General features: G+C 39.7%; 13 protein-coding genes. 4 read left to right on the forward strand and 9 right to left on the reverse strand.

All coding sequences use genetic code 11. The features are described from left to right. Nucleotides 1–192: 192 nt before the first annotated feature. The 4 genes from KBF71_07945 to KBF71_07960 form a co-directional block, all read right to left on the reverse strand. Nucleotides 193–957: a bifunctional hydroxymethylpyrimidine kinase/phosphomethylpyrimidine kinase gene (locus KBF71_07945; protein ID MBP9878245.1), complete on the reverse strand. Its 765-nt coding sequence runs from the start codon at nt 955–957 to the stop codon at nt 193–195. A gap of 54 nt (nt 958–1011) precedes the next feature. Then, nucleotides 1012–2202, reverse strand: coding sequence for a cystathionine beta-lyase (metC, locus tag KBF71_07950; GenBank protein MBP9878246.1), 1191 nt, complete (start codon nt 2200–2202; stop codon nt 1012–1014). A 67-nt stretch (nt 2203–2269) separates the two neighbouring features. Then, the gene (locus tag KBF71_07955; GenBank protein MBP9878247.1) at nt 2270–3739 is read right to left on the reverse strand and encodes a S41 family peptidase; all 1470 of its coding nucleotides are present in this window, start codon (nt 3737–3739) and stop codon (nt 2270–2272) included. Between the two features lie 90 nt (nt 3740–3829). Then, nucleotides 3830–5281, reverse strand: coding sequence for an exodeoxyribonuclease VII large subunit (locus KBF71_07960; GenBank protein ID MBP9878248.1), 1452 nt, complete (start codon nt 5279–5281; stop codon nt 3830–3832). Between the two features lie 80 nt (nt 5282–5361). Between KBF71_07960 and KBF71_07965 the strand changes: the two genes are divergently transcribed. The 4 genes from KBF71_07965 to KBF71_07980 all read left to right on the forward strand — a co-directional run bounded on the left by KBF71_07965 (nt 5362) and on the right by KBF71_07980 (nt 7071). Further along, nucleotides 5362–5901, forward strand: a complete 540-nt coding sequence (locus KBF71_07965; protein ID MBP9878249.1) for a methyltransferase — start codon at nt 5362–5364, stop codon at nt 5899–5901. A gap of 73 nt (nt 5902–5974) precedes the next feature. Further along, on the forward strand, nt 5975–6361 hold the full coding sequence (locus KBF71_07970; protein MBP9878250.1) for a hypothetical protein: 387 nt from the start codon (nt 5975–5977) through the stop codon (nt 6359–6361). Between the two features lie 12 nt (nt 6362–6373). Then, entirely contained in the window at nt 6374–6763 is a 390-nt protein-coding gene (locus KBF71_07975) for a hypothetical protein (GenBank protein ID MBP9878251.1), read from the forward strand. 20 nt (nt 6764–6783) lie between these two features. Continuing rightward, entirely contained in the window at nt 6784–7071 is a 288-nt protein-coding gene (locus KBF71_07980) for a hypothetical protein (GenBank protein ID MBP9878252.1), read from the forward strand. Nucleotides 7072–7086: 15 nt separating this feature from the next. Here KBF71_07980 and KBF71_07985 read toward each other — a convergent pair whose 3' ends face one another. The 5 genes from KBF71_07985 to KBF71_08005 form a co-directional block, all read right to left on the reverse strand. Next, on the reverse strand, nt 7087–7290 hold the full coding sequence (locus tag KBF71_07985) for a helix-turn-helix transcriptional regulator (GenBank protein ID MBP9878253.1): 204 nt from the start codon (nt 7288–7290) through the stop codon (nt 7087–7089). After that, the gene (locus KBF71_07990) at nt 7239–8447 is read right to left on the reverse strand and encodes a HipA domain-containing protein (GenBank protein MBP9878254.1); all 1209 of its coding nucleotides are present in this window, start codon (nt 8445–8447) and stop codon (nt 7239–7241) included. Before KBF71_07990 ends, KBF71_07985 begins: the two co-directional genes overlap by 52 nt. 134 nt (nt 8448–8581) lie before the next feature. Then, nucleotides 8582–10399 carry a cadmium-translocating P-type ATPase gene (gene cadA / locus KBF71_07995; protein ID MBP9878255.1) on the reverse strand — a complete coding sequence of 606 codons (1818 nt, stop codon included), beginning with the start codon at nt 10397–10399 and terminating at the stop codon, nt 8582–8584. A gap of 141 nt (nt 10400–10540) precedes the next feature. Beyond that, a complete protein-coding gene (gene plsX, locus KBF71_08000) occupies nt 10541–11581 on the reverse strand; it encodes a phosphate acyltransferase PlsX (GenBank protein MBP9878256.1) in 1041 nt (346 codons plus the stop codon). Nucleotides 11582–11674: 93 nt separating this feature from the next. Beyond that, nucleotides 11675–12615: hypothetical protein (locus KBF71_08005; GenBank protein MBP9878257.1), on the reverse strand; the 941-nt coding region annotated here is incomplete at its 5' end.

Here is a 12615-nt window from a genome sequence, read left to right on the forward strand (position 1 = left end):
AGGCTTGGAGCAATAGATTTAGATCAGATGGAAAAATACACTCCCGTAAATTTATACTCTAAGTTATAATCGAAAAAGTGTTACCTATGTCCCCGCACATTCGTTACCCATGTCTCCGGTCTGTACAACTTGTTTAGGCATCTACAGAGCCTGAAATAAATTCAGGATGACAAATATAAATCAGTGAAATTTCTACAAGGCCATTTCATCGGCTTCATGCGCATCCTTCAAATGCGATGCGATAAAATCTCGTCCATTCACAACGGCATCATGTAGCGTCATACCCGTTGCAAGATGGCATGTGATGGCTGTGGACAAGCTGATACTAAAGTCATTTGGCTTTTTACCAATCTTTGTAAATGGAAATTCAAAATACTCATCATCTTCAATGTAAAAATCCATAGACTCTGGCGAAGGCATTTGAGCACCTTTTAGCAAGACTGCCTTTGTTCCCATTGTTTGAAGCATCATGGCTGCATGACGTGCTGAGTCAAAACTATCAATCGGCGCACCAATTAATTGTTCTGCTTCTTGGACAGAAGGAATAACCAAATCGACTAAATGTAAGAAGTGTCTTTTATAGGCAGCCAAGTAATCTGCATAATCAACCTTTGTTTCTTTTATTTCCAATAAAAAAACAGGGTCAAGAACAATGGGCGGAAAACTTGGTAAACTAAGTAAAAAGTCATCAAGCACCTGCATAAAAGGTATAGATGGAATCAGGCCAATTTTAATCGCATCAATTTGCTGAGTTTGAAAGATGAGTGTTAATTGCTCTTTAAAAAACTCAGAAGAGATCATAGAGTTATACTGAAACACATCCAAATGTGGACTGTTAAAGCAAGTCATCACTGAAGCGATATCGCAACCAATTAGACTTGCTGTTTTGCAATCAGCATGAATACCGTAATGGCCCTGGATATCGAAAGAGTTTATTGTGAGTAATTTGGGTTCCATATGCACATTTTATCTGACGATTATTAAAGATTTCTTATGATGAACGGAAGAAGCTTACGCACTAACCCTTTCAAATAAGTCTTCAATATAACCAAAAGAAGAAAATGCTTGTTTTAAATCGGCGATTTGAGCTTGAACGGGTTCTAAGCCAGAGTAAAATCTAACAACACATCCTGCTGGTAAGGAATTATATTGACGCGCTGATAAATCAAGTGGAATAGCAAGGCTTTCAAACCCTCCCCAACTAAGCCCAATTTTAAACACCTGAAGACTATTGATCATACGATCAACCATCGCTTGTGTTATCTCTGGTTTGAAGAGAACAGAGAACAAACTACCAGATCCCTTAAACTTTTTCAGCCAGACTTGATGACCAGGATGGTTTGGTAAAGCAGGACATAGAATCTGTTGGATTTCAGGACGTTCATTCAAAAAGCGAATGACGCGAATTACATTCTCATGATGTTGAATCATTCTAAGCTGAAGCGTTTTCATGCCGCGCATTGCCATATAAACTGTATCAGGTGCTGCGCAAATGCCTGTAATCATCAAGGTTTCTTTTAATTTGCGATAGAGTGGCTCTGATTTCGCAACAATCGCTCCAAGCATTAAATCGCAGTGACCAGCGAGATACTTTGTGACAGCATGGATAATTAAATCAACACCATCATGAAAAGGTTGATACAAAAGTGGTGTTGCCCATGAATTATCAATCATGATGAGGATATCATCTCTTTTTTCTTTTGCCGCATTACAAACATTTTCCACGTCCATCACTTCATAAGTTAATGATCCTGGACTTTCAAGATAGAGCATTTTTGTTTCTGGTTTGATTAAATCCGCGATCCCTGTTCCGATCATAGGATCAAAAAAGTCGTAAGTAACGCCAAACTTTTTGAGGATCTGTTCAAAAAAATGGCGTGATACGTGATAGACACTATCGGTGATGAGCACATGATCGCCTGCTTTTAAAAATGCCATCAAAGCAAGTGTAATCGCAGAAATACCACTCGGTGTTGCGACAGAACCATAGCCATCTTCCATTTCAGCAAGCATTTGTTCAAACTCACGAATAATCGGAGTCCCTGCTCTTGCATAGCTTGGTACCAAAACTGGATCCTTTTGAGCTGTTCTTAAAGATTCAACATTTGGGAATAAAATTGTTGAGGCGTAATGAATGGCTGGGGCAACATATTGATTAAATTCAGATTGAATTGAATGCTGTAATTTTGTTTCGTGTGACATAAAATAAACCCCTCTTTATCATACCTGGCCTCTTAAAATGAGCCATTGATACATGATATCGAAAAAATCATCTGCCAGCAAGAGCTGGTTGATCACTTTGGTTTAATTCTGCATACAAAGTTGGATGGCTGAGCAAAATATCAGCAACAAGCCTATTTGCCCGTGCTGGAGAGGCCTTCACATTGCAAGTTTGTGCCTCAATTCCCTTTTTCTTATCACGGATTGCTTCTTGAATATCGATGTTTGCTGTTGAATCATGCCCCACACATACATCAGGCTCTAACCCTTTTTTGTGATAAACTTGTCCATTTGGTTCATATAAATAAGCCCATGTGAGATAAAGCTCAGACTCATTTGGCAAGGTGTAAATTGTCTGAACGCTTCCTTTTCCGAATGAACGTGTACCAACAAGCAAGGCTCTATGATTGTCTCTGAGGGCTGCTGCCACAATCTCAGATGATGAAGCTGAATCTTGGTTAATAAAGACAACGAGGGGTTTTCCATCAATCCAATCTCCTTTTTCGGCCTCAAACCGTTGCTCGCTTTTTGAATTGCGCCCTTTCGTTGTGAGGATAATGCCAGAATCAAGGAATGTATCAGCAACCTTGACGGCCTCATCCAGAAGACCTCCAGGGTTATCGGATAGGTCCAAAACATATCCTTTGATTTGTCCTTTTGCTTCAATTTTGATTTTTTGAATCGCATCTTGAACATTAATACCTGTGAATTTATTAAAGTGCGATACTTTAATATAGCCAATGCCTTTTCTGAGCTCATGACTCACTGTATTTTCAATAACCTTTGCTTTTTTAAGCTTGAATTCAGCTTTTTTTTGACCAGCATAAGTCGCTGTAATCTGAATTTCGTCCCCTTTGATTGATGATAAAAGGAGTGCTATTGAATCGAGTGTTTTGTCAGTCAGATCGATACCATTTATTTTTAAGATTTTTTGTCCAACTCTCATTCCTTCTTTATCAGCAGGACCATCTGGAAGTACTTTTTTAATGATGATATCATTGTCTTTTTTCGCTAACACCACCCCAATTCCATCATAACCAATGCGTCTGTTTTCATAAAACTTGGTTTGCTCTTGAGATGTATAACGCGAAAAACGATCAAGATCATGCAAGATAGCATCAAAAAAAGCTTGATATATGTTTTCAGCAGAAATGGCAGCAAATTTTTCTGAGTTTGCTTGTGCTTTCAACGCTATAGTGCGAACAAGCTTTGCCCAATCTTCTATCTTCGATTTTTCTGGAAAGAGAACAGTTTCCTTCCTTTCATCTTTGTACACAAGTGTAAAATGTGTTGACTCAGATTCAAGTGTAAAAGACGAATCAAGACCCAAAACACCTTTTAGGCCATCTTCAACAACATCTTTCATATCAAGCGGATCAATATAGACTTCCATTATTCGATCGAGCCCAACTTCAAAAACATTAACATCAATGTCTGTAGCAGGCGTTTTTACTTCAGCGAACGATGTTGCTTGAGATAAAAATAAGATAAATATTGCTGTGAGTAAGTGCTTAAGCATTTTAAACCTATATTTCCAGTGTATTTGAGATTACTTTTCTTTAGAATATCACGTTTTTTAAAATATATGAAATAAATGTTCTCTCAAATCTTAAAAATCAAAAAGCCCTTGGTCTGAGGGGGATTCCGGCTTCTTTTTTTCAGTTTTTTTTTCAAGAGTCGAACTTGACTGAAAAGGTAAAACGCCATCTTGAAAAGTGACCAGATAGGATTCAGCGGCTTTGATATCTGTTGTTTTTGAAACCAAATGCCCTTTTTTATCTGTCATTAAAACAAAGCCACGCTCAAGCGTTCTTGCAAAGGAATAACTTTCAAGCATCGATCTAAGTGACTGGAAAGAGTACCTTTTTCTTTCCAGAAATTGCTGAAAAGATCTTTGTAAATTGCCAGACAAGGTCTCTAATTTTTCTTTTGAGAGAGTGATGCGTTCTGCTGGATGTTTGAGTCTTTTCCTCATTTGATCAAAGTCAAATCTTTTGTGACGCAAAAACATCGAGAGAGCCATGTTTAATCTTTGTGTTCTGTCATCTAATCTTTGTGCATAATTTTCTAGAATTTGTCGTGGGTGAACAAGCCCTCGCCCTAAAGACTCAAGCTTGACAGAGCGCACATGTAAGTATTGTGCTAGCAAATGCGCCATGCGACCTTTTAAACTGATGAGTCCTTGATAAAGATCCATGCGGACAGGCACAGACATTTCAGCTGCAGCTGTTGGCGTTGGCGCCCTTAAGTCAGCCACAAAATCACAAAGGGTTGTGTCTGTTTCATGGCCAATCGCTGAAATAACGGGGATGGAACAAGCATAGATGGCTCTAATCACACGTTCATCATTAAAGGGCATCAGGTCTTCAAAGGATCCGCCACCCCGCGCAACAATTAAAAGATCAGGTTTTTTAGGTGAATTCACGCCATCAAATTGATCAAAGCCCTGAATAGCTGAGACAATCTGAGCTGCTGATCCCTCGCCTTGAACAGCGACTGGCCACACCAAAACATCGCGCGGAAATCGATCTTTCAATCGATGCAAAATATCCCGAATAACAGCGCCTGTTGGAGAAGTAATAACACCGATTGATTTCGGTAGAAATGGAATTTTCTGTTTGTGAGCAGGATCAAAAAGCCCTTCTTCTGCAAGCTTTCTTTTCAAATCTTCAAGCATTTTCATGAGAGCGCCAAGACCAGCTAATTCCATTTTTTCAATGATGAGTTGATATTGAGAGCGTCCTTTAAAAGTGGTCAATCGCCCTGAGCAGATGACTTCCATCCCTTCTGTTGGTTTGATGGATAGATGCGATGCAACGCCTCGCCAGCAAACAGCTTCAATCACAGCTTGATCATCTTTGAGACGAAGGTACAAATGACCAGATCCATGGAGTTTTGGTTGAGAAATTTCGCCCCGAATGCGTACATAGGCGTAAGCGCCTTCAATGGTTTTCTTCAAGGCATCGCCGATTTCAGAGACTGTATATTCAGGAATATTGGAGCGCGTAGCTTTTGGCGCTGTGTCTGTCTCTGGGACAAGTGGTAAAAAAGAATCTTCCATTTATAGGGACCATTATTTATGCTATTAAAATTAACTGAAGTCTAACACGCTTCTAGCCAGAAACAAAATCGAAAAGTCTCATGTCTGTTACCATTCAACTCTTGATTCTCATCCCTCTTTATCTCGCTCTCTTTCTGATTGCCTTTTATGCTGCAATCACAGGCATGGCACCCATGCCTTCATCAAAAAAATCACGTGATATTATTGTGAGCATGATCAAAGAGATGGACTTAAAACAAGGTCGTATTTATGAATTGGGTGCAGGCTATGGAACGCTCGCTATTGCATGCGCAAAGACTTTTCCGCATATGGAAATTGTGGCCGTTGAGCTCTCTCCAGTGATTTACTTTTGTCTTTGGATTCGTAAAAAAGTGAATCGCCTTGATAATTTAACCTTATGCCGCAAAAACATTTTTTCAGTACCCCTTCATGATGCATCCATTGTGATCTGTTATTTGTTTCCAAAAGCGATGCGACGTCTCAATGAAGAACAATTTCAAAATCTGCCCAAAGGCGCTGTGATTATCAGCAATAGTTTTTCAATTCCAACACGAAAAGCTGAGCAAGTTATTGAAAGTAATGATCTCTTGAAAAGCGACATTATGCTTTACAGACATTAAGCATAAATTCCTCTTTACAATATGGATAAAGGGGAGTATTCCTGGAATATAAGCTTACAAAAAGGAGAAAAAAATGTCAGATGTGCAATTACATAAAGTTTCTAAGAATATTGAAGAACAAACGACAACTCCAGATAATGACTCTAAAATTTCGAGTGAACAAACATCTAAAAGACGCTCTCTCACGAGTCCTCCTGCATTAGAAATGAACTCATTACCTCTTCCGAAATCTGCTAAAAAAAGCCCCATTAGAACCAGACTTGCAGGCTCACGTTTTGAATCAGGTGAATGGAGTGTGAATCGCTCTAAACAGCCTGGGCAACCTATCAAAGCATCATTTGCCTCACCAGCCATTCGGGTGCCAGTTAATTCACAAAGAGCTATCGAGCCAGGCGATGAAGCAATTATTGATAGAGCACTTGCACTCGCCCAAGATTTTGAAAAAAACCAATCAATTTAGAGGAGGATTCAAATGTCAGGTGTTGCTTTCAATAATGTGCCTAGAAGTGATCAAAAAATACAATCTGATCCAGCTTCTCATAATAATGTGATTCAAGGACAGCCTTCTAAAAGACGCTCATCTCCAAATACCCCGATGTTAGAGTGTAAATGGGATTCAAAACAGACTATTAAGGAGAGCGATTATTTTTATAGAGCTCCCCCTTCCTCTTCTATGATCCAAAGGCTTTCTTCAGGAACTCGCATCTTATCCTCTTCTGACATCCTCATCTCTTTCACACCCCATCAGCAGGCAGCCTTAGGAGTTCATACTAGCCCTATCTCTCCAGAAGCTGAGGCCATGATTCAAACAGCGATACAGGCATTTGAAGAGCTATCGCAACAATGCAAAGAATCTAAATAAAATAATAGGGAGACGCCTCTATGCCAAATACACTAGGATTGGATAATGTTGCAGCCAAAGCTGCACTCATAAAGCAAAAAAATGATAGTAAAAATAGCGTGCTTTCTGCAGTGGCTGCTTCTAAAAAAGAACGGGTTGATCCAAATAAACTCGTTGAACAATTGAAAGAAACGGAGCTAAACAGGCGTCAGGCGAGTCTGCTAATCAATTATCATATAAATCAGACGCGCGATCTTTTAGATCGGGTCAATTATTTACTCAACCTATGCAATACACAAAAAACCATCGAGGCTCCACCACCAAGGTGATTTCTGATGATCTTACTATTGCCCTAATCCAAGCATTCTTAAAATCTTCAGTGCGTTCTCAACTGAAATGTTTGTATGTCCTTGCTCAAGACGATTGAGAGTTGGTTTACTAACACCGGCTAAAGTAGCGAGCTGTTCTTGGGTCAAACGTTGTTGTTTGCGCCGTTTTATGGCTTCTTTGACAAGCTCTGGCCAATCAAGGCAAAGGTTCCGTTCCATCTTTTCTCCATAAGGGTTATGAGGGTTTCTTTCAGCGTTTTTGATGTTATTTCATCTTCAAAAATAGATTGTTTTGCAGATTCTATTCGTGCTTTTAATTGTTGATAGGTGAGATCCAGACTTTTGAGTGAAAGGTTGAATTCTTTTGCTAGGATTAGTATATGTTTAGGCTTGAGCTCTGTAATGGTGAGATTGCTTACTCCGCCTAGTGAAAGGGCTATAGTTTTATATTGATATAAAACAGATGCGACCTGGTCATAAGAAGGGGTGAGTCTTAGTCCTTCTGGCGTATGAAACATCGCAAAGTTTTTTAAATGCATGTCTGTGTTGCCAAGTAATATGCCTACTAAAATGCGTCTGAATAATCGGTAGTTTTCGGTTAATATGCAACCCGGCGTTTGTTGGATAAAGTCAGACATATCTTTATGAGAGCCTTCATATTTTTCGCGTGATGGACGATTCAGGAGTTGATTAAATTCTTCAAAGTGAATCTTGCCCTTTTCATTTCGGTCAAAACGCTTGATGATTAAAGCCGGTTCGATTTGTCCCTGTACATCTCCAATTATTAAATCAACAATTTCATCATCTGGTAAAAGATGTTTAAAAGCTTTCATTGTTAAGTATTCATTGAAAATCAAACCTGGATGATGTGCTGAAGGAAATTTGGCAATATATGTGCTTGTTTCTCCAATTTGGGTAGGGTAAAATCCACCGTCTTTTTTAGAGAGGGTCAATTTGGGTTGAACACCAGATAAAGACGAACGATTTGTTAAAAGAGCTAGTTCTTTTGGATCATCAAGATCAAGCAATTGATTTGATATATTTTGAGGCTCAGGATCTATCACTGAAACAGCTCCTGCGCAGTCAGCTCCAAAAGCCAATAGTAACTCGAATCGAGAGGTTATACGTTTTCCTAACAGGCGTATTTGCGCATGTTCTAACCATCCCTCTGCAACTAAATTATCAAAAAATGGATGAAGACCTGAATCGTGGTAATAAGTATCAGAACGCACAGGGAAGTGATAAGAGACAGGATTACCATTTTGTTCAACATATAAGTTGTCATAGGTGAAAGATGTCCGATCACCTGGTTCTTGGCGTAAGTAACCCGCAAACGTATTATTGAAAAAAACTTTTCCCCAGAGAAACTTAGCCATAGTCAAACCTTTTTTACTTTTTTTAAAAAACGACTTATTATATAAATTATATTTTACTTTTTTACATCTGTCAATTAATTTTGTAAAATTTATTTTACTAAAAATCCTGGCGGAGTATTTGAGTAAACTATTCTTTACTTCTTTGCATCGTAAAGATCGATCTCGAAAGGCTTACCCCAGATCAATCGGAGTGCATTTACAATTGCAAGAACATCGATCACTTCTTGTAGCAATGCACCCATCACAGGCGTAATATAGCCAACGGATGCAAATCCCATGCCAATCACACTCAAGAACATACCTCCTAAAGCGCTCTGTAGAGCAATTTTACGCATAGAGAGACTTAAGTGAATGAGCTCATCAACCTTAACTAAGGAATTATTGAGAATCACTGCACCTGCCGCTTCAGCTGTGACATTTGTATGTCCTCCAAAAGCAAGACCAACTGTTGCAGCTGTTAAGGCTGGCGCATCATTAACGCCATCCCCCATGAAAAGAGTTGAGGCAAGCTTGGTTTCAGCGCGCACAATTGCTAACTTCTCTTCAGGACTTTGAGATGCCCGTAAATCGCTAATCCCCAAAAGCTTTCCGAGATAGGAGACCTCAGATGCTCTATCTCCAGAAACCAGCATGACTTTTTTAAATTGATGGGATGGTCCCAAATGGCGAATAAAGAATTCACTTTCAGCGCGCGGCATATCACGAAATCTGAAAGTCGCAAGATAGGCACCATTTTCAAGAACGACACACTCAAGCCCCTGCTCTACTTTAGGCAGGAGTGAAAGCATCTTAGGGTGTTTTTCAGCAATAAATTTACGATGCGTGATTTGAAATGTTTTCCCATTCACCTTACCAACAAGACCTTGTCCTGGCTTTTCTGACACTTCAGAGGCATCAAGGAGATATAATTTGTTTGCTTGTGCTTTTGCAAGAAAGGCACTTGCCAGTGGGTGCTTAGAATATCTCTCGAGACTTGCAATGTCTTGCAAGATTCTGTCTTCAGCTTCACCGTCTCTTGCGACAATCTCTGTGAGCTCTGGTTGACCATAAGTTAACGTACCAGTCTTATCGAAAATAGCAGTTGTACATAAAGGTAGACGTTCTAGGACGGTCGGATCTTTGATGATAATCCCTCGTTTTGCTGCCATTGAAATAGCACTGATCACGGTGACAGGTATGGCAATCAACAAAGGACAAGGCGTTGCAACGACCAAAACAGCTAGAAAACGATCAGGATCACCTGTGAAGATCCAAACTCCAGCACCAAAAACCAATGCTATAGGTGAAAAAACAGCCCCAATTTGATCAGCTAAACGACGCATGACCGGGCGTTTTTGTTCTGCATCTTGCATCACTGAGAGAATTTTTGCATATCGTGAATCTGATGGAATGCGCTCAGCCTGAATCACAAGAACGGATTCACCATTGATCGCACCGGATAAAACAGCAGCTCCTGGTGCTTTAGAAATTTGATAAGGTTCACCTGTTAAATAAGCTTCATCCATGGCGCTATGACCTTCAACCACAATCCCATCAACAGGCGATGCTTCATGGGGATAAATCACAATAAGATCACCAACTTGAATATCTGCAAGCGGAATGTCCTCAATGTGTGAGTTCGTTTTACGATGGGCAAAATCTGGCATTCTTTCCGCCAAAGCCAGTAAGACTGACGAAGCCTTTCTCATCGCGTAAGTTTCAAGGGCCTGACCACCGGAAAGCATTAGAACAATTAAAACACCGGCAAGATATTGATCGAGAAAAGCAGCCGTGATGAGAGAGATTGCGGCCAGCAAATCTGTCCCAAAGTCCCCTTGAAAGACTTTACTTAAAATCTCATAAGCAAGAGGCACACCGCCAAAGACCATGACTGCGATCAAGGGAAAATCTGCAATGTCAAAAGGACCTATTGTTCCTGGTGTTGTATAGATGAGAACAAAATGAAGAGCCATTGCCACAAAGCAAAGCAGTGCAACAAAGAGATGCCACCTTGAAGGCGTCGGGAGAATTGTTGAATTTGACTTTGTTTTCTTTTTTGCTTTTTGTGCCGTCAAAATATGTATCTTTCTCTTGAAAAGAGAAGCACTATTGTCTTAAGAAGCCACTTTTTGCTGTAAAAGATCTCTATGTGCTTCAACTTCTTGTTGAATTTTGGCATTATAGTCACGCTTCACCAATTGAGCAGCGACATCAATTGCGTTCGAAAAACCAAATGCATCTGTACCGCCATGGCTTTTCACACAAATCCCTTTAAGACCTAAGAACATTGCGCCATTATATCGACGTGGATCAGCCAGATTTTTCAAGCGGCTTAAAGCAGGACGCATGAAAACATAACCAATTTTTGCCAAAAGTGAACTTGAGAATGCTTGTTTTACCCAAGATACGATCAGTTTTGCTGTGCCTTCAGCTGTTTTTAATGAGATATTGCCAATAAAGCCATCACAAACAATGACATCAGCATCACCACGGTGAATGCCATCACCTTCTACAAAGCCAACATACTCTCCTGGCAACTTATTTTCCTTCAGGATCTGCGCTGCTTCTTTAATCACATCAAGTCCTTTGGTTTCTTCTGTCCCAATGTTCAGAAGGCCATAGCTTGGTTTTTTAATGCCTAGAACTGTTTTTGAATAGAGAACGCCCATCAGTGCAAACTCAACAAGGTGCTGTGCTGTGCATACTGTATTTGCTCCTAGATCGAGCATCACAAAAAGCCCTTTCATTGAAGGCATCACAGTTGCAATTGCTGGACGATCAATCCCAGGGACCAGTCTCATGCCAATTTTAGCCATAGCCATCAATGCACCAGTGTTTCCGGCGGAAACAACGCAAGATGCTTCTCCATTTGCAACGGCATCAATCGCCATGCGCATGCTTGAATTCTTACCTGTTCTGAGGGCCACAGATGGTTTTTCATCATTGGAGATTGCCATATCAGAATGAATGACAGTTGACACAGGCTTGATAGCTGGGCAATCATCAAGAAGCTTGTTGATCTGTTTTTCATCGCCATAAAAACGGAAAGATAAGTTTTTATTGCGTTTAAATGCAAGTTCTGCACCGTTTACAACGATGTCAGGCGCATCATCTCCACCCATTGCATCTAAAGCAATTACGATATTTTTAATCAAAGAAACATCTCCCATTTCAACCCTTTCTAAATGGCGAAAATCATAATATTTCATGTTGCAACATCGCACACAAAATTTCAAGCTTTTCTTTTTCTACAGTGAGCGAGAGTCATTTTGTCTCAGTCTTTTTCCCCTAATTTTTGACCAAATGTGATTGTTTAAAAACCAGCGATCACTGATTTTAGAAATCGACAAATGTCTTAATAAAAGAGAACGATGCTCTTTACGCGCATGACGATGATGCCAGGTGACATAGGGTCCGATAAGGTCATTCATCTGAAAATATTGACATAAATCAGGATTTTTCAGAGCCAGTAAGCATAAAAGGCTCTCATCTTGCTGATGATGTGAAAATTCAGGATGTTGGTTTTGAGGATCTTTAACCTCATCTGAGACTAAATCAATCTGAGAGATCATTAGATACCACTCGTTAAAAAAAGCACGAACCTGTGGTGTGTTTTTAAAAATGAGAAATCCCCCTGATGCATGAGGACCGTTGCGAGTCTCTTCAGTGTCCATATTGTAATGATTTAAAACATCACGTTTCGTAATTCGTCCAATATAACCATCTATTTTAGGATCCCATTCAAAAAGAATGATCGGCTTATGCTCAATCAATTCAATAATTTTTGTTAAAGGTTTTTTGAAAACAAAACCAGTATCTGCATAAACGATTATTGCATTTTCAGGCGCTTCTTCTAATGCTTTTAAGCAGATCCATGGTTTCCATATCCAATACCCTGCACCCTTTTTATGTTGAAAATGCTCACCATGTTTTTCCAAAAAAGCCTCACCTAACAGAGACTTATTATAGTTTTTAAAAGAGTCAAATCCCTTGTTCAGGGCAGAAAAAACGAGCATGTTCTGGTTTTTTCGAAAAACAGAATCACCATCCGCATATGAAATAAGAGTGATAGGAAGATGAGGTTCTGCTCCCTTTTTAAGTCTTTGTCCATATAGACGCTGTGTTGAAAGATCTAATTTATCAAAGAGCGATAAAAGATGGATCACAATGCCAATGAGCAGAGCACAAA

The sequence above is a fragment of the Alphaproteobacteria bacterium genome (assembly GCA_018063245.1).
In the GTDB taxonomy this organism is placed as follows: domain Bacteria; phylum Pseudomonadota; class Alphaproteobacteria; order JAGPBS01; family JAGPBS01; genus JAGPBS01.